General features: G+C 66.0%; 16 protein-coding genes. 10 read left to right on the forward strand and 6 right to left on the reverse strand.

What is annotated here, in order from left to right; genetic code table 11:
• Window positions 1-150: 150 nt before the first annotated feature.
• On the forward strand, window positions 151-891 hold the full coding sequence (gene ompR / locus POF53_RS00125) for an osmolarity response regulator transcription factor OmpR (RefSeq protein WP_028689209.1): 741 nt from the start codon (window positions 151-153) through the stop codon (window positions 889-891).
• A gap of 94 nt (window positions 892-985) precedes the next feature.
• Window positions 986-2,299 carry an ATP-binding protein gene (locus tag POF53_RS00130; protein WP_232854980.1) on the forward strand — a complete coding sequence of 438 codons (1,314 nt, stop codon included), beginning with the start codon at window positions 986-988 and terminating at the stop codon, window positions 2,297-2,299.
• A gap of 114 nt (window positions 2,300-2,413) precedes the next feature.
• On the opposite strand, the gene rimK is transcribed toward POF53_RS00130, so the two are convergent.
• Both rimK and rimB read right to left on the reverse strand, forming a co-directional pair.
• The gene (gene rimK, locus POF53_RS00135) at window positions 2,414-3,319 is read right to left on the reverse strand and encodes a 30S ribosomal protein S6--L-glutamate ligase (protein ID WP_203649560.1); all 906 of its coding nucleotides are present in this window, start codon (window positions 3,317-3,319) and stop codon (window positions 2,414-2,416) included.
• A complete protein-coding gene (gene rimB, locus POF53_RS00140) occupies window positions 3,316-3,798 on the reverse strand; it encodes a retropepsin-like aspartic endopeptidase RimB (protein WP_028689207.1) in 483 nt (160 codons plus the stop codon). Before rimB ends, rimK begins: the two co-directional genes overlap by 4 nt.
• Before the next feature lie 109 nt (window positions 3,799-3,907).
• Between rimB and POF53_RS00145 the strand changes: the two genes are divergently transcribed.
• From POF53_RS00145 to gcvP, 6 genes are all read left to right on the forward strand, one after another.
• On the forward strand, window positions 3,908-4,309 hold the full coding sequence (locus POF53_RS00145; protein ID WP_203649562.1) for an RNA-binding S4 domain-containing protein: 402 nt from the start codon (window positions 3,908-3,910) through the stop codon (window positions 4,307-4,309).
• 123 nt (window positions 4,310-4,432) lie between these two features.
• Window positions 4,433-5,434 (forward strand): extracellular solute-binding protein, encoded by a 1,002-nt coding sequence (locus POF53_RS00150; RefSeq protein WP_232854981.1) that lies wholly within the window; start codon window positions 4,433-4,435, stop codon window positions 5,432-5,434.
• Between the two features lie 162 nt (window positions 5,435-5,596).
• Entirely contained in the window at window positions 5,597-7,219 is a 1,623-nt protein-coding gene (locus tag POF53_RS00155) for an ABC transporter permease (RefSeq protein ID WP_232854982.1), read from the forward strand.
• A gap of 124 nt (window positions 7,220-7,343) precedes the next feature.
• Entirely contained in the window at window positions 7,344-8,426 is a 1,083-nt protein-coding gene (gene gcvT, locus POF53_RS00160) for a glycine cleavage system aminomethyltransferase GcvT (RefSeq protein ID WP_232854983.1), read from the forward strand.
• 49 nt (window positions 8,427-8,475) lie between these two features.
• Complete coding sequence (gene gcvH, locus POF53_RS00165; RefSeq protein ID WP_232854984.1) at window positions 8,476-8,859, forward strand: glycine cleavage system protein GcvH; 384 nt, start codon at window positions 8,476-8,478, stop codon at window positions 8,857-8,859.
• Between the two features lie 175 nt (window positions 8,860-9,034).
• Window positions 9,035-11,908: an aminomethyl-transferring glycine dehydrogenase gene (gene gcvP / locus POF53_RS00170; protein WP_498965791.1), complete on the forward strand. Its 2,874-nt coding sequence runs from the start codon at window positions 9,035-9,037 to the stop codon at window positions 11,906-11,908.
• A 157-nt stretch (window positions 11,909-12,065) separates the two neighbouring features.
• Here the strand turns inward: gcvP and POF53_RS00175 are convergent, their stop codons facing one another.
• The 3 genes from POF53_RS00175 to POF53_RS00185 form a co-directional block, all read right to left on the reverse strand.
• Window positions 12,066-12,380, reverse strand: a complete 315-nt coding sequence (locus POF53_RS00175) for a DUF2388 domain-containing protein (RefSeq protein WP_028688550.1) — start codon at window positions 12,378-12,380, stop codon at window positions 12,066-12,068.
• 92 nt (window positions 12,381-12,472) lie between these two features.
• A complete protein-coding gene (locus POF53_RS00180) occupies window positions 12,473-14,155 on the reverse strand; it encodes a GspE/PulE family protein (RefSeq protein WP_254464440.1) in 1,683 nt (560 codons plus the stop codon).
• Between the two features lie 99 nt (window positions 14,156-14,254).
• The gene (locus tag POF53_RS00185; protein WP_203649577.1) at window positions 14,255-14,569 is read right to left on the reverse strand and encodes an ACT-like domain-containing protein; all 315 of its coding nucleotides are present in this window, start codon (window positions 14,567-14,569) and stop codon (window positions 14,255-14,257) included.
• A 126-nt stretch (window positions 14,570-14,695) separates the two neighbouring features.
• Between POF53_RS00185 and POF53_RS00190 the strand changes: the two genes are divergently transcribed.
• Entirely contained in the window at window positions 14,696-15,166 is a 471-nt protein-coding gene (locus POF53_RS00190) for an Lrp/AsnC family transcriptional regulator (protein ID WP_050707492.1), read from the forward strand.
• A 57-nt stretch (window positions 15,167-15,223) separates the two neighbouring features.
• Here the strand turns inward: POF53_RS00190 and POF53_RS00195 are convergent, their stop codons facing one another.
• Window positions 15,224-16,603, reverse strand: coding sequence for a CYTH domain-containing protein (locus POF53_RS00195; RefSeq protein ID WP_498965794.1), 1,380 nt, complete (start codon window positions 16,601-16,603; stop codon window positions 15,224-15,226).
• Window positions 16,604-16,840: 237 nt separating this feature from the next.
• Here POF53_RS00195 and argE point away from each other — a divergent pair, with 237 nt between their 5' ends.
• On the forward strand, window positions 16,841-17,986 hold the full coding sequence (gene argE / locus POF53_RS00200) for an acetylornithine deacetylase (RefSeq protein ID WP_203649582.1): 1,146 nt from the start codon (window positions 16,841-16,843) through the stop codon (window positions 17,984-17,986).
• Window positions 17,987-18,087: the final 101 nt, after the last annotated feature.

The following is an 18,087-nucleotide window of genomic DNA, read 5'->3' on the forward strand; positions in this document are numbered from 1 at the left end:
ACAGGGATCGCGCCAGATTCTAAAAATTGAGCAAGACAGTTGCTCCCACAAGCCTGGAAGTGGCGCCGGGGGAAAAATCTGCTAACAATGCACACGGCACGCGCTGCAATGGCTACGCCATAATGCGCGGCGATATCAGAGGAGTTATTCATGACCAGCACCGCAAACGCCGCAGAAGGCGACAAGATTCTCATCGTCGACGACGACCCGGGCCTGAGCAGCCTGCTGGACCGTTTCTTCACCAGCAAGGGCTTCCGTGTCCGCACCGTGCCCAACGTCGAACAGATGGACCGCCTGCTGGCCCGTGAAGTGTTCAACCTGGTGGTCCTCGACCTGATGCTGCCGGGCGAGGACGGCCTGTCCGCGTGCAAGCGCCTGCGCGCGTCGAACAACCAGATCCCGATCATCATGCTCACCGCCAAGGGCGACGAGCTCAGCCGTATCAAGGGCCTGGAGCTGGGCGCCGACGACTACCTGGCCAAGCCGTTCAACCCCGACGAACTGGTGGCCCGGGTCAAGGCCGTGCTGCGCCGCCAGTCCCCGAGCGTGCCGGGCGCGCCGGGCAGCGAGGAAGAGACCGTCACCTTTGGCGACTACGAACTGTCGCTGGCCACCCGCGAACTCAAGCGCGGCGAAGAGACACACATGCTCACCACCGGTGAGTTCGCCGTGCTCAAGGCCCTGGTGATGCACGCCCGCGAGCCGCTGACCCGCGACAAGCTGATGAACCTGGCCCGTGGCCGCGAGTGGGACGCCCTGGAGCGCTCCATCGACGTGCAGATCTCGCGCCTGCGCCGGATGATCGAGCCCGATCCGTCCAAACCACGCTACATCCAGACTGTATGGGGTGTGGGCTACGTCTTCGTGCCGGACGGAAACGCCGGCAAATGAGCCTGTCGGCTCGTCAGGGTGCAGCAGGGCGACCCACGCGGGTCGCCCTGTTTGCGTCTGTGACGGCCGGCCCTTTCAGTACAGTAGTTGATCGATGAAAACGCCTCTCTGGTTCCCGCAAAGCTTCTTCGCCCGCACCCTCTGGCTGGTGCTGATCGTCGTGCTGTTTTCCAAGGCACTGACGCTCGTGTACCTGCTGATGAACGAGGACGTGCTGGTCGACCGCCAGTACAGCCACGGCGTGGCCCTGACGCTGCGCGCCTACTGGGCCGCGGATGAAGAGAACCGTGACCAGATCGCCGAGGCGGCCGGGCTGATCCGGGTGACCGGCGCCGGCGTGCCGGAGGGCGAGCAGCACTGGCCGTACAGCGAGATCTACCAGCGCCAGATGCAGGCCGAGCTGGGCGACGACACCGAGGTGCGCCTGCGCATCCACGCGCCGCCCGCGCTGTGGGTGAATGCCCCGAGCCTGGGCCCGGGCTGGCTCAAGGTGCCGCTGTATCCGCACCCGCTGCGTGGGCAGAAGATCTGGAACGTACTGGGCTGGTTCCTGGCCATCGGCCTGTTGTCCACGGCATCGGCGTGGATCTTCGTGCGTCAGCTCAACCAGCCGCTCAAGCGCCTGGTGTTCGCTGCCCGCCAGCTGGGCCAGGGGCGCAGCGTGCGCCTGCCGATCAGCGACACCCCCAGCGAGATGACCGAGGTGTACCGCGCGTTCAACCAGATGGCCGAGGATGTCGAGCAGGCCGGGCGTGAGCGCGAGCTGATGCTGGCCGGAGTGTCCCATGACCTGCGCACGCCGCTGACCCGGCTGCGCCTGTCGCTGTCGCTGATGGACAACGACAGCGACCTCAGCGAGGACATGGTCCGTGACATCGAAGACATGGACGCGATCCTCGACCAGTTCCTGGCGTTCATTCGTGACGGGCGCGACGAACCGGTGGAGGAGGTCGACCTCAACGACCTGATCTACGAAGTGGTGGCGCCCTACAACCAGCACAAGGAGCAGGTACGGCTGTGCCTGGAGCCGATCCCGCCGTTCCCGCTGCGCCGGGTGTCGCTCAAGCGCATGCTGGGCAACCTGATCGGCAACGCCCTGCATCACGCCGGCAAGGGCGTGGAGGTGGCGGCCTATGTGTCGGGCGAGCAGAGCGCGCCGTATGTGGTGCTCAGCGTGCTGGACCGAGGCGCGGGCATCGACGAGTCGGAGCTGGAGACCATCTTCAACCCGTTCATCCGTGGCGACCGGGCACGGGGCGGCAAGGGCACCGGGTTGGGGCTGGCGATCGTCAAGCGCATTGCCGCGCAGCATGGCGGCAATGTGGAGTTGCGCAATCGCTCCGGTGGCGGGATCGAGGCGCGAGTGAGGTTGCCGCTGGGGTTGTTGTTGCCGCGTAATGCCGTGTGATTTCCGGGGCCGCTTTGCGGCCCTTTCGCGACATCAGGCCGCTCTTACAGGACTGCGCGAGTCCCTGTAGGAGCGGCCTTGTGCCGCGATGGGCTGCGCAGCAGCCCCGGAATCTCAACCCTTGCCCTTGGTCCGTGTCTGATTCGGCCCGCTGTTCTTCTCCAGGTGCTCGATGATCATCCCGGCCACGTCCTTGCCGGTGGTCACCTCGATACCCTCCAGCCCCGGCGATGAATTCACCTCCATCACCAGCGGCCCGTGATTGGATCGCAGGATATCCACCCCCGCCACGCTCAGGCCCATGACCTTCGCCGCGCGAATCGCGGTCATGCGCTCTTCCGGGGTGATCTTGATCAGGCTGGCCACGCCGCCACGGTGCAGGTTGGAGCGGAACTCGCCCGGCTTGGCCTGGCGCTTCATCGAGGCAATCACCTTGTCGCCCACCACGAAGCAGCGGATATCGGCGCCCCCGGCCTCCTTGATGTATTCCTGGACCATGATGTTCTGCTTCAGGCCCATGAACGCCTCGATCACCGACTCGGCGGCCTTGGCGGTTTCGCACAGCACCACGCCGATGCCCTGGGTACCTTCGAGCACCTTGATCACCAGTGGCGCGCCGTTGACCATCTGGATCAGGTCGGGAATGTCGTCCGGCGAGTGGGCGAAACCGGTGATCGGCAGGCCGATACCGCGCCGAGACAGCAGTTGCAGCGAGCGCAGCTTGTCCCGCGAGCGGGCGATGGCCACCGACTCGTTGAGCGGGTAGACGCCCATCATCTCGAACTGGCGCAGCACCGCGCAGCCATAGAAAGTGACCGATGCGCCGATGCGCGGGATCACTGCATCGAACCCCTCCAGCGGCTTGCCGCGGTAATGGATCTGCGGCTTGTGGCTGGCGATGTTCATATAGGCCCGGAGCGTGTCGATCACCACCACTTCGTGGCCCCGCTGGATACCGGCCTCGACCAGGCGGCGGGTGGAATACAGACGCGGATTGCGCGACAGCACAGCGATCTTCATGCAGCACCTGTGACAGGGGAAAGGGTGGCCGGGAAGGCCGGTTTGTCCTGGACGTACTTCAGACCTGGGTTGACCACCAGCTGGCCATGGATGAGCGCTTTCGAGCCGAGCAGCAGCCGATAGCGCATGCTCTTGCGGCAGGCCAGGGTGAATTCGACTTCCCAGACCCGGTCACCGAGCGCCAGGGCCGTGCGGATCACATAGCGGATCTGGGCCTGGCCATTGGAGCTCTTGATGGTCTTCATGGTCACCAGCGGCGCCTCGCAACGTCGGTGGCGCAACTGCACCACCGAGCCCAGGTGCGCGGTGAAACGCACCCATGGCTGGCCATCGCGCTCGAACGGTTCGACCTCGGTGGCGTGCAGGCTGGAGGTGCTGGCACCGGTGTCGATCTTGGCGCGCAGGCCGGCGACACCCAGCTCGGGCAGGGCGACCCACTCGCGCAGGCCGATCACAGTCAGGTGGTCAAATGTCTTCACGAAGCGTGCCCTGGGGATATGGAGGTGAACTGTAATGACGGCACGGACTTTTTGCATCCGTCAGTCACGGTAGTACAGTTCCGTGAAAGACAGAATTCGAGGAAAGACCATGGCACAAAAGCCTGAAGACGACGACAAGGTACGCCTGGACAAATGGCTGTGGGCGGCGCGCTTCTACAAGACCCGCGCCTTGGCCAAGGCGGCGATCGAAAGCGGCAAGGTGCACTGCCGGGGCGAGCGCTGCAAGCCGGGCAAGGAGCCGCGGGTGGGCGACGAGTTCGTGCTGCGCACCGGTTTCGACGAGCGCACCGTGGTGGTCAGGGCATTGTCGGTGGTGCGCCGCGGAGCGCCCGAGGCGCAGACGCTCTACGAGGAAACTGCCGAGAGCGTGAAACGTCGCGAACAGGCGGCCGAGATGCGCAAGGCGGGCGCGCTGGGCATGACCAGCGATGGGCGACCGAACAAGAAGCAGCGGCGGCAGATCCACCAGTTGCAGGGCAATTTCGAATGATCGGTGCTGCTGTGCAGCCCTCGCAATCAGCCCCTTGCAACATCCGGTAACTCCTCGACAGATGAGCAGGAAAATGGGATTCACTACCATTTACACTTCTCAATCCAGCGAGGAGTACCCCCGATGTTGCCCCGCAAGCCCCTACTGGCCGCCCTGGCCCTCACTCTGTTCGGCGGCACCGCCCAGGCGGCGGATGAAGTGGTGGTGTACTCCTCGCGCATCGATGAGCTGATCAAGCCGGTGTTCGACGCCTATACCGCCAAGACCGGCGTCAAGATCAAGTTCATCACCGACAAGGAAGCCCCGCTGATGCAGCGCATCAAGGCCGAGGGCGAGAACGGCGTGGCCGACCTGCTGCTCACCGTCGATGCCGGCAACCTCTGGCAGGCCGAGCAGATGGGCATCCTGCAGCCGATCAAGTCGGCGGTCATCGACCAGAATATCCCTGCGCAGTACCGCGCCTCGTCCCATGACTGGACCGGCCTGAGCCTGCGTGCGCGGACCATCGCCTACTCCACCGAGCGGGTCAAGCCGGCGGAGCTGACCACCTACGAAGCCTTGGCCGACAAAAATTGGGAAGGCCGCCTGTGCTTGCGTACGGCGAAGAAGGTCTACAACCAGTCGCTGACCGCCACGCTGATCGAGAACCACGGCGAGGCCGAGACCGAGAAGCTGATCAAGGGCTGGGTCAACAATCTGTCCACCGATGTGTTCTCCGACGACACCGCGGTGATCCAGGCCATCGCCGCCGGCCAGTGCGACGTGGGCATCGTCAACACCTACTACTACGGGCGCCTGCACAAGGAAAAGCCCGACCTGCCGGTGAAGCTGTTCTGGCCCAACCAGGGCGACCGTGGCGTGCACGTCAACCTGTCGGGCATCGGCCTGACCAAGCATGCGCCGCATCCGGAAGCGGCGAAGAAACTGGTGGAGTGGATGACCGGCGAGGAGGCGCAGAAGCTGTTCGCCGACATCAACCAGGAGTTCCCGGCCAACCCGAAGGTCATGCCTTCGACGGAAGTCGCGGCCTGGGGCAGCTTCAAGGCCGACAGCATTCCGGTGGAAGTCGCCGGCAAGCGCCAGGCCGAAGCGATTCGCTTGATGGACCGGGCTGGCTGGAACTGAGTTTCAACGCTTATCCTTGCGGGGCCCTACAAGGGCCCCTTCGCGGCTAAAGCCGCTCCCACAGGTTCTGCGCTGCCTGGCAGGTTTGCGCGATTCCTGTGGGAGCGGCTTTAGCCGCGAACGACCGCGTAGCGGTCGCCACCTGCAACCGAGACTCCTGCATTGCCCCACACCCCCCAACGCCGCTGGTACCTGCCGGTCTCCCTGACCGCCGCCCTGGTCCTGCTCCCGCTGAGCGTCCTGCTGCTGTCCTGGCAATCGGTCGACATGCAGATCTGGTCGCACCTGCTCGACACCCAGATGGGCCGCCTGCTGGGCAACACCCTGACCCTGGTGCTGGGGGTGGGCCTCGGCGTGACCGTGCTGGGGGTGAGCCTGGCCTGGCTCACCAGCCTCTGCGAATTCCCCGGTCGGCGCTGGCTGGACTGGGCGCTGATGCTGCCGTTCGCGATTCCGGCCTATGTCCTGGCGTTCGTCTTCGTCGGCCTGCTCGACTTCGCAGGCCCGGTGCAGACGGCCCTGCGCGAGGTGTTCGGGCCCATGCGCCTGCCGCGGGTGCGCTCCACGGGCGGCGTGATCACGGTGCTGGTGCTGGTGTTCTATCCCTATGTCTACCTGCTGGCGCGCACCGCGTTCATGGCCCAGGGCAAGGGCCTGATGGAGGCGGCGCGGGTACTCGGGCTGTCGCCGCTGCAGGCGTTCTGGCGGGTGGCCTTGCCCATGGCGCGCCCGGCCATCGGCGCCGGCATCGCCCTGGCGCTGATGGAGACCCTGGCCGATTTCGGCGCGGTGGCGGTGTTCAACTTCGACACCTTCACCACGGCCATCTACAAGACCTGGTACGGCTTCTTCAGCCTGTCCAGCGCGGCGCAGCTGGCCAGCCTGCTGCTGCTGGCGGTGATGCTGGTGCTGTATGGCGAGCGCCGCGCCCGTGGTGCCAGCCGCAGCGGCAATGAGCGGCCGCGAGGCCAGGCGCTGTACCACCTGCGGGGGATCAAGGCATTGGCCGCCAGCGGCTGGTGCCTGCTGGTGTTCGCCTGCGCCTTCGTCATTCCGATGCTGCAGTTGCTGGCGTGGTTCTGGCAGCGCGGCCGACACGATCTGGATGAGCGGTATGTCGGGTTGGTCCTGCACACTTTGTACCTGGGCGCCATGGCGGCGCTGATCACGGTCAGTGTGGCCATGCTGATGGCCTTCGCCCGGCGCCAGGCGCCGACCACGGCCATCCGCGCCGGGGTCGGCCTGGCCAACCTCGGCTATGCCTTGCCGGGCTCGGTGCTGGCTGTATCGATCATGCTGGCGTTCAGCTACCTGGACAACCAACTGGTGGTGCCGCTGTCGCAATGGTTGGGCGGGGCGGGCAAGCCGTTGCTGCTGGGCAGCCTGTCGGCCCTGCTGCTGGCCTACCTGGTGCGCTTCATCGCCGTGGCCTATGGCCCGTTGGAAAGCAGCCTGGAGCGGATCCGTCCGTCGTTGCCGGAGGCGTCGCGCAGCCTCGGGGTCGCCGGGCCGGGATTGTTTTTCAAGGTGTATCTGCCGTTGCTGGTGCCCGGTGCGCTCAGCGCCGCCCTGCTGGTGTTCGTCGACGTGTTGAAAGAGATGCCGGCGACCCTGCTGATGCGCCCGTTCGGCTGGGACACCCTGGCCGTGCGGGTGTTCGAGATGACCAGCGAGGGCGAATGGGCACGGGCCTCGCTGCCGGCCCTGACCCTGGTGCTGGTCGGCCTGCTGCCGGTGATCGGCCTGATCCGTCGCTCGGCCCATCGTCCGGGCCACCCGCGCTGAGGGTGCCACGCAGCTTCCTTGCGGCTACAATGCGCGGCATTCGCAGCGACGGGTCCTACAAGAACAGGTGATGATTGAACATCGCCGACCGCCGCCGCCTCGCCACGCCCGGAAGGAGAAACCCATGGGACAGCGTACGCCTCTGTATGACCTGCACCTGGCGCTCGGCGCCAAGACGGTCGATTTCGGCGGATGGGACATGCCCCTGCATTACGGCTCGCAAGTCGAGGAGCACCACCAGGTGCGCAGTGACTGCGGGGTCTTCGATGTCTCCCACATGACCGTCATCGATATCGACGGTTGCGCCGCCACACCCTGGCTGCAACACCTGCTGGCCAATGACGTGACGCGTCTGGAAAGCCCCGGCAAGGCCCTCTACAGCCCCCTGCTCAACGCCGACGGCGGGGTGATCGACGACCTGATCGCCTACCGCACCGAGGACGGCTACCGTCTGGTGGCCAATGCCGCCACCCGCGACAAGGTACTGGCCTGGCTGCAAGCGCGTAGCGAAGGTTTCAAGGTCGGTTTCAAGGTGCGCCCTGACCTGGCCATTCTCGCCATCCAGGGCCCCCATGCCCGGGAAAAGGTCGCCGCCTTGCTCAGCGCCTCGCGTGCCGCGCTGATCCGCGAACTGCGCTCGTTCGAAGGCCTCGCCGACGGTGACTGGTTCATCGCCCGCACCGGTTATACCGGCGAGGACGGCCTGGAGATCATCCTTCCCGGCGCACAGGCCCCGGCGTTCTTCAACGACCTGGTCGGCGCCGGCATCGCCCCGAGCGGCCTGGGCGCGCGCGATACGCTGCGCCTGGAAGCCGGCATGAACCTGTATGGCCAGGACATCGACGAAGCCCACACCCCGCTGACCTCCAACCTGGGTTGGAGCGTCGCCTGGGAGCCGGCGGGGCGCGAATTCATTGGCCGTGCCGGCCTGCTGGCGGAAATCGAGCAGGGCGTGAAGGAAAAACTGGTCGGCCTGGTGCTCGAGGAGCGGGGTGTACTGCGTGCCCACCAGGTGGTCCGTGTATCCGGGATTGGCGAAGGAGAGATAACCAGTGGTAGTTTCTCGCCTACGCTGAGCAAATCCATTGCCCTGGCCCGCGTGCCCATGGCCACCGGCGACCGCGCCGAGGTGGAGATCCGCGGCAAGTGGTACCCGGTGCGGGTGGTCAAGCCGACCTTCGTGCGCCATGGCAAGATCCTGATCTGATTATTCAAATGGCGGGCCGACCGCTGACCCTAACGAGGAATACAAGACAATGAGCCAAATCCCCGCCGACCTGCGTTTTGCCGAAAGCCATGAATGGGCCCGCCTGGAAGCCGATGGCACAGTGACCGTGGGTATCAGCGACCACGCCCAGGAAGCCCTGGGTGACGTGGTGTTCGTCGAGCTGGCCGAAGTCGGCAAGGTGTTCACCGCTGGCGACGCCGCTGGCGTGGTCGAGTCGGTCAAGGCAGCTTCGGACATCTACGCGCCGGTGGGTGGCGAGGTGATCGCGGTCAACGATGCGCTGGCCGACAGCCCGGAGCTGCTCAACGAGTCGCCGTACGATTCGTGGATCTTCAAGCTCAAGCCGAGCGACAAGTCCGAGCTGGACAAACTGCTGGATGCCGCTGGTTACGCAGCCCTGATCGGCGAGTGACAGGACCGGCCTCATCGCGGGGCAAGCCCGCTCCCACGCATGGTACACATCGTGGGAGCGGGCTTGCCCCGCGATGAGGCCGGTATTGTAAAAGCAAGTTTTCCCGCAACATCGCCGATCCCTTCCTAGACTTGTAAGTCTCCCATGAGAACTGGTCCAGGAAGAGATCGTCGCCATGTCCCAGTCGCCATCCCTGCATCAACTGCAAGAGCCCAATCCGTTCCTGCGTCGCCACCTGGGGCCCGATGCCCAGGAGCAGCAGGCCATGCTCGACGCTCTCGGCGTCGCCAGCCGCAGCGAACTGATCGAGCAGACGGTACCGCCGGGCATCCGCTTCAACCGCCCGCTGGACCTGCCGCCAGCCCTCGATGAGCAGGCCGCGCTGGCCAGGCTGGCGAGCCATGCCGCGCAGAACCAGCTGTGGACCAGCCTGATCGGCATGGGCTACCACGCGACCATCACCCCTACGGTCATCCTGCGCAACGTGCTGGAGAATCCCGGCTGGTACACCGCCTACACGCCCTATCAGCCGGAAATCGCCCAAGGGCGGCTGGAGGCGCTGCTGAACTACCAGCAGATGGTCATCGACCTCACCGGCCTGGCCCTGGCCAATGCCTCGTTGCTCGACGAGGCCACCGCCGCCGCCGAGGCCATGGCCATGGCCAAACGTGTGGCACGCAGCAAGAGCAATGCCTTTTTCGCCGACGAGCACTGCCACCCGCAGACCCTGTCGGTGCTCAAGACCCGCGCCGAGGGCTTCGGCTTCGAGCTGATCATCGATTCTGTGGATAACCTGGCCAAGCACAAGGTATTCGGGGCGTTGCTGCAGTACCCGGACACCCACGGCGAGGTGCGCGACCTGCGTCCGCTGGTCGAGCAACTGCACGCCCAGCAGGCCCTGGCCTGCGTCGCCGCCGACATTCTCAGCCTGGTGGTGCTGACGCCGCCGGGCGAGCTGGGGGCCGACGTGGTGCTCGGCTCGACCCAGCGCTTTGGCGTGCCCATGGGCTACGGCGGGCCACACGCGGCCTATTTCGCCTGCCGCGACGACTACAAGCGGGCCATGCCCGGGCGCATCATCGGCGTGTCCCGCGATGCCCGCGGCAACACCGCGCTGCGCATGGCCCTGCAGACCCGCGAGCAACACATCCGCCGGGAGAAGGCCAACTCCAATATCTGCACGGCCCAGGTGCTGCTGGCCAACATCGCCGGCTTCTACGCTGTCTACCACGGCCCCGAGGGCCTGCAGCGCATCGCCCAGCGGGTGCACAGGCTGACCTTCATCCTTGCCGCCGGCCTCGAAGCCAAGGGCATCAAGCGCCTCAACCAGCACTTCTTCGATACCCTGACCCTGGACGTCGGCGGCACCCAGGCGGCGATCATCGAAAGCGCCGTGAACGCCCGCATCAACCTGCGCATCCTCGGGCGCGGGCACCTGGGGGTGAGCCTGGACGAAACCTGTAACGAAGCCACGGTGCTCAAGCTGCTGGATATCTTCCTCGGCGTCGACCACGGCCTGGACATCGCCACGCTCGACCAGCAGGCGCTGCCCGAAGGCATCCCCGGTGCGCTGGTGCGCCGTACGCCGATCCTCGGGCACCCGGTGTTCAACCTGCACCACAGCGAAACCGAGATGCTGCGCTACCTCAAGCAGCTGGAGAACAAGGACCTGGCTTTGAACCAGTCGATGATCCCACTGGGCTCGTGCACCATGAAGCTCAACGCCACCAGCGAGATGATCCCGATCACCTGGCCGGAGTTCGCCCAGCCGCACCCCTTCGCCCCGGCCGCCCAGGTGCAAGGCTACAAGGCGATGATCGACGAGCTGGAAAGCTGGTTGTGCGCCATCACCGGCTTCGACGCCATCTGCATGCAACCCAACTCCGGCGCCCAGGGCGAATACGCCGGGCTCATGGCCATCACCCGTTACCACCGCAGCCGTCACCAGCCCGGGCGCACCTTGTGCCTGATCCCGTCCTCGGCCCATGGCACCAACCCGGCATCGGCGCAGATGGCCGGCATGGAAGTGGTGATCGTCGAGTGCGACGAAGACGGCAACGTCGATCTCGATGATCTCAAGGCCAAGGCCCACGCCGCCGGCGAGCGGCTGTCATGCCTCATGGTGACCTACCCCTCCACCCATGGCGTGTACGAGGAGGGGATCCGCGAGATCTGCGAAGTGGTGCACCAGTACGGTGGGCAGGTGTACATGGACGGCGCCAACCTCAATGCCCAGGTGGGGCTGGCGCGACCGGCGGACATCGGTGCCGATGTCTCGCACATGAACCTGCACAAGACCTTCTGCATTCCCCATGGCGGTGGCGGTCCGGGCATGGGCCCGATCGGCATCCGCGCCCACCTCAAGCCGTTCGTCGCCAGCCACCCGGTGGTGCCGGTGCCGGGCTTGGAGCCGACCAACAGCGCGGTGAGCGCGGCGCCCTGGGGCAGTGCCAGCATCCTGCCGATCAGCTGGATGTACATCGCCATGATGGGGCCGCAACTGGCCGACGCCAGCGAGGTGGCGATCCTGTCCGCCAACTACCTGGCCAGCCAGCTGCGCGATGCCTTCCCGGTGCTCTACCGTGGGCGCAACCAACGGGTGGCCCATGAGTGCATCTTTGACCTGCGGCCGCTCAAGGCGCTGACCGGCATCACCGAGGAGGATGTGGCCAAGCGCCTGATGGACTACGGCTTCCATGCGCCGACCATGTCGTTCCCGGTGCCGGGCACGCTGATGGTCGAGCCCACCGAGAGCGAGTCGAAGGCCGAACTGGACCGTTTCGTCGAGGCGATGCTGGCGATCAGGGCGGAAATCGCCGAGGTGCAGGAGGGCAACTGGCCGGCCGAGGACAATCCGCTCAAGCATGCGCCGCACACCCTGGCCGACGTGCTGGCGCCGTGGAACCGGCCATACAGCATCGAGCAGGGCATCGCCCCCAGCGCTCACGCGCGCCAGCACAAGTACTGGCCGGCGGTGAACCGGGTCGACAACGTGTATGGGGACAGGAATCTGTTCTGTGCGTGCGTGCCGGTGGAGGCGTATCGCTGAGAGGGGAACCATCCCCTGTAGGAGCGGCCTTGTGCCGCGAAAAGGGGTGCGAAGCACCCCCGGCGATTCGTGGACCAAGCTGATATCGCCGGAGCCGCTTTCGGCCCTTTCGCGGCACAAGGCCGCTCCTACAGAAGGGAGCGATTGTTTTGAATGATTACTCGGCCACGGCGTTCTTGGCCAGGATCGCGTTGGCCAGCTCCATGTCGCTGGCCTGGACGCCCGGGTTGTCCGCGCGCACCTGGCGGATCGCGGCTTCCAGGAACGGCCCGCGGATGGCGCCTTCGCTGGCGACGAAGCTGCCGGCGTCGTCCTGGGCGGCGACGATCAGCTTGTGATCCTTGAAGGTCAGGTAGGTCGAGGCAGTGGTGGCACCGGAGGAGATGATGTTGCGCCAGAACGTGTCGGCCATGGCGGAGCCAAGGGGCAGCGAGCAGAGGACGGTGGCTGCGATGGCTGTTTTGAAACGCATGATGAATCACCTCGGTCGATGAGGGCTGTCGGAATGCCGGTTTGATCCGGTTTTCCGCTGCCAAGTTCCCGACCACACAGGGGATTTCTTACTTATCCACAGACCCGCAGCACTTCCTCGAGGGAGGTCAGCCGTTGCTCGGCCAGCCGGCGCCCGCAGCGGCGCAGGTCGTGCAGGCCATCGGCGGCCGCCTGCTGGCGCAGCGCCTCCAGATCGGCGCCCGGGGTAATGCGCTGGCGCAGCGCGCTGCCGACCCGGAGCAGCTCGAACAGCCCGGTGCGGCCATGAAAGCCGCTGCCCCTGCAGGTCTGGCAGGCCGGGCGATCAGTGTGCTCCATGCCTTGGCAGGACGGACACAGGGTGCGCACCAGCCGCTGGGCCATGACCCCGAGCAACGTGGCCCTGATCAGGTAGTCGGCCACCTTCAGCTCCTGCAGGCGGGTGATCGCCGCGCAGGCATCGTCGGTGTGCAGGGTGGACAGCACCAGGTGGCCGGTCAGGGCCGCTTGTACTGCCACCTGGGCGGTTTCCTGATCGCGGATCTCGCCGATCATGATGATGTCCGGGTCCTGCCGCAGCAGGGCGCGCACGCCATCGGCGAAGCCCAGGCCCAGGCCTGGTTGCACCTGCAGCTGGTTGATCGCAGGCTCCAGTCGCTCGATGGGGTCTTCGATGCTGCACAGGTTGACCTGGGGCGTGGCCAGGTGGCGCAGGCTGGCGTACAGGGTACTGGTCTTGCCCGAGCCGGTGGGTCCGGTCACCAGCAGGATACCCTGGCGTCGCTGCAGCAGGGCTTTCCACTGGGTGAGCAAGGGCGCCTCCAGGCCAAGGTGTTCGAGGGTTTCGTGGCGTAGCTGCGGATCGAACAGGCGCAGCACCAGCTTTTCGCCGAATGGCGTGGGCAGCGTGGACAGGCGCAGTTCGATCTGCGCGCCATCCGCCAGGCGGCTTTTCAGGCGGCCGTCCTGTGGCCGGCGTTTCTCCGCCACGTTCATCCGGCCCAGGTGCTTGAGGCGGCTGACCATGGCCAGGGCGACGCCGGCCGGGAAGGCATAGACGGGGTACAGCAGGCCATCGATGCGCAGGCGCAGGTGACCCAGTTCACGGCGCGGTTCCAGGTGGATATCGCTGGCGCGCTGTTCGATGGCGTATTGCAGTATCCAGTCGACGATGCGCACCACATGCTGATCGTCGGCATCCGCCTGCGCTTGGCTAGCGCCGAGCTCCAGCAGTTGCTCCAGCTCGCCGAGCCCGGGTGTAGGGGGCTGTCCGGCACCGCGCAGCGAATGCGCCAGGCCGAAGAAGGTGGGCGTCAGCTGGCGGATCTGCCGTGGACTGGCCAGCACCCGTTGCACGCGCTTGCCCAGGGCTTGGCTCAGGTCGGCTTCCCAGTCACGTCGATAGGGTTGGGCGCTGGCCACGGTGACGCTGCTGTCGTCCACTGCCACGGCGAGAATGCCGTGGCGTTCGGCGAAGGCCGCGGACATCAGGTTGGCGATCTGTGTCAGGTCGACCCGCAGCGGGTCGATGTGCAGGAACGGTTGGCCCACCACGCCCGCCAGCCAGTGGCAGAGCGCGTCGAGGCTCAGGTGCTGGCCAGGGTGCAACGGGTCTGCCAGGGCCAGCTCGGCAATCAGCTCCAGGGGATGCTTGTCAGGGTGCTGCCTGGCCCGTTCGAGCGCCTTGAGCGCGTCGCAGGCGGCGATCCGCTGTTCGGCGAGCAAGGCGTCGAGCAGGCGGTTCAGGTCCAGGTCTTGGCTAGCGTTGGCGAACATGGCGATATCCCTGCCAGGTGATCCATGACGCTGGCAAGGCTAGCCAGAGGGCGCGGCGGTCGGGTGAATAAAGGGTTTCGGAATCTTGCCGGAGCGCGATCAGGCCGAGGCGGCCTGCGCCAGGCGTGGCCGGCACTCCAGGCTGACATCGGCCACGCAGACCAGGTTGCGCAGCTTCTGCGCGATGACTTCGGCGCGGTGCCAGCTCAGGCCGCCGATGCCGATTTCCATGTCCAGCAGGTCATCGCACTGGCTGACCTGCACGCTGTGCGGCGTGAGGAACTGCAGGGCGAACAGGTTGAGCACCCGGCACAGGCTGTCCGGTTCCGCCTCGGCCTGCAGGCGGTAGTGGACGGTGCTGTGGGCGGTGTTGGCGGCCCAGGCGTCGATCCTGGGATGTTCGGCTGCGTGCATGGCGTTTCTCCGCGAAAGTGGAGAAATTCTTGCACGTTGGCGGTGGCATTTTTTCGCTATGATTTGAGTGTTTTGCATTCATTATGAATAATTCAATTCGCTAATTTGAGCTTTGGAGAATTGATAATGCATGGCGAATTGGATGCCTATGATCGGCGGATCCTCGAATTGCTGCAGGAGGACGCGTCGCTGTCCAGCGCGCAGATCGCCGAGCGCGTGGGCCTGTCGCAATCGCCGTGCTGGCGACGCATCCAGCGCTTGAAGGAGGAGGGTGTGATCCGCGGGCAGGTGACCCTGCTGGATCGCAAGAAGGTGGGGCTGAACACGCAGATCTTCGCCGAGGTAAAGCTCAACGCCCACGGGCGGTCGAATTTCGCCGAGTTCACCGAGGCCATCCGCGGTTTTCCCGAAGTGCTGGAATGCTACGTGCTGATGGGGGCGGTGGACTTCCTGCTGCGCATCGTCACCTCGGATATCGAGGCTTACGAGCGGTTCTTCTTCGAAAAGCTGTCGAACGTGCCGGGTATCCAGGAGGTGAACTCGATCGTGGCCTTGTCGGAGATCAAGTCGACCACCAGCTTGCCGTTGAGACCCTGAAGCGTCGATCGTGGAACAAGCCCGCTCCCACGCAGTGCAGGAGCGGGCGGCGCGGACTCAGGCCTTGAGCAGATGCTTCCAGGCGCGGTTCTGCTCAATGGCGCGGGCCTGCTCGATGCGGGCTTCGAGCAGTTCTTCCTTGCCTTCTTCGACCAGCGGCAGCTCGGCCAGCTCGTGCAGTTTGTTCAGCTCGCCGTAGAGACGGTCCTGCTGCGGCAGGTCCAGCACCTGGCGGGCGTGGTGCAGCCACGCCTGCACGCATTCGATGCGCGGCAGCTGCTCGGCCAGGTCTTCCGGGCGCTGCACGTACAGCGGCAGCTTCAGGGCGCGGGACTCCTCGCCCAGCAGGTGCTGCAGCCAGCTGGCCAGCTGCGCGTTGCCCTGGCGCTCGCCACGGCCCTTGCGCTCGGCGGTCCAGGCGCGGGCAGTCAGCCAGCGCGCGGTCTCCAGGGAGAACTGGCCCCAGCGCGGGTCTTCCAGCTCTTCGGCGAACTGCTCGGGGGCGGCGCGGCGAATGTCCTCGTCATCGTTGCCGGCCAGCACCAGCGGGCGCCAGTCTTCCAGCAGCGCGTCGAGGCTGGCGCGCAGGGCGCGGGTGGTCGGGCGCGGCGCGGCCTGGCCGAGGCTGGCGGTGAGGGCGCGCAGTTCGGCCAGGCAGCGAACCCAGTCCTGCAGCAGGCGCCAGTGGCCATTGTGGCGATACTGCTCGGCCAGGCGCTGGCTGCTGCCCAGCAGTTGCCAGGCGAGGGCGGCGTAGGCGTCGTCCAGCGGCATCTCGGCCTGCAGTTCGGTCACCGGCAGGCCCAGCTCGTAGCTGTCCGGATCGAGCAGGCGGTAGCCGCGCTCGGCCTTGCTGATGTCGCAGGGCATCAGGGCCAGGCTGGCGGACAGCTCGGCGGCCAGCTCCAGCAGCGCTTCCGGGGCCCCTTCACGCAGCTCCAGCTCCAGCTCGCAGATCTCTTCCTTGCGCTTGCCGGCGATGACGAAACCCTGGTCCAGCGCAGCCTCGATCACCACCTTCGCCTTGCCGCGGCCCCAGGAGATCTCGGCGTACTCGCGGGTGAAGTCGGTGGTGAACAGCGGCTTGATGGTCTTCTTGTCCAGCTCGGCCAGTTGCTCGGGCCAGCAGGCGGCGTCGAGCTTCTTCAGGTCGAGCTTGGCCTTGTCCAGGTGCCACTCGTGCTCGTTGCGCTCGGACAGCCCGGCCACGCTCTGGCCACGGCACTTGAGGGTCTGGATGACGACCTCGCCATCGCGACGCAGGCGCAGGGCAACACGGGCGGCGGACAGGTCGCGCTCCGGGGTGTCGAAGTACTGGTTGAGCAGTTCGCGGGTCTGCCAGCCGGACTTGTTGCGCTTCTTCAGCAGGGGGTGCTCGCGCAGCGCGGCAAGGGTCTCGCGGCTGGCGCGGAGTTTGAGTTCGGTTTCTTTGTGCATCGCGGGCTCGGGAAGGGGGCGTCGTAGGCGTGCAGTCTACCGCAGTTACGGCCTGATTCCTTGTTCGTGGGAGCGGGCTTGTCCCGCGATGCTGCCAGATCCGAATGCGAGGGTGTGCAGGCTTGCGCCATCGCGGGGCAAGCCCGCTTCCACGAAGGCCTCCTCTTGGGGTTTGCAGGCTTGCCCCGCGAGGCTTTCGCGTTGCTATGATGGGCCATGCTTCCAAGGAGTCCGCGCATGCCGTTGCCGTCGCTGAAAGACCAGTTCGCCGCCCTGATCGCCGCGCCCTCGGTCAGTTGCACTCAACCCGCGCTGGACCAGTCCAACCGCGCGGTCATCGACCTGCTGGCCGGCTGGCTGGATGACCTGGGCTTCACCTGCGAAATCCAGCAGGTCAGCCCCGGCAAGTTCAACCTCCTGGCCAGCCGCGGCACCGGCCCGGGCGGCCTGGTGCTGGCCGGGCACAGCGATACCGTGCCCTACGACCCGCAGCTGTGGAGCAGCGATCCACTCAAGCTGACCGAGGTCGATGGCCGTTGGGTCGGGCTGGGTAGCTGCGACATGAAAGGCTTCTTCGCCCTGGTCATCGATGCGGTGATCCCGCTGCTCGAACACGATTTCAAGCAACCGCTGCTGATCCTCGCCACCTGCGACGAGGAAAGCTCGATGTCCGGTGCCCGCGCCCTGGCCGAGGCCGGCCAGCCGCTCGGCCGGGCGGCGGTGATCGGCGAGCCCACCGGGCTCAAGCCGATCAGGATGCACAAGGGCATTCTCATGGACCGCATCGACATCCTCGGCCGCAGTGGCCATTCGTCGGATCCGAGCCTGGGCCGCAGCGCCATGGAAGCCATGCACGCGGTGATGGGCGAGCTGATGGGCCTGCGTCGCACCTGGCAGGAGCAGTACCGCAACCCGCAGTTCACGGTGCCGACGCCGACCCTGAACTTCGGCTGCATCCACGGTGGCGACAACCCCAACCGCATCTGTGGCCAGTGCGCCCTGGAGTTCGACCTGCGCCCGCTGCCGGGCATGGATGTCGAGCAGCTGCGCGCGGCGATCCGCGGCAAGCTCGCGCCATTGGCCGAGCGCCATGAAGTGCGTATCGACTATGCGCCGCTGTTCCCCGAAGTGCCGCCGTTCGAGCAGAACGCCGACAGCGAACTGGTGCGGGTGGCCGAGCGTCTGACCGGCCACCGCGCCGAAGCGGTGGCCTTTGGCACCGAAGCGCCTTATCTTCAGCAGCTCGGTTGCCAGACCATCGTGCTCGGTCCGGGTGACATCGCCTGTGCCCACCAGCCCGGCGAATACCTTGAAATGTCACGAATCGAGCCTACCGTGCGTCTATTGCGTGACCTGATCCGGCACTATTGCCTGAGCCATTGATCTTTCCCTGACCAGAGGAGACCGCGCGTGACCGCAAGCCTGTTCCGACGATGACTTTCGAACGTTGTGCGCCTTTTCGTTCTCCGTTCACTTATCCACAG

Origin of the sequence: Mitsuaria sp. RG (assembly GCF_028369275.1) — a bacterium.
GTDB lineage: Bacteria > Pseudomonadota > Gammaproteobacteria > Pseudomonadales > Pseudomonadaceae > Aquipseudomonas > Aquipseudomonas peradeniyensis.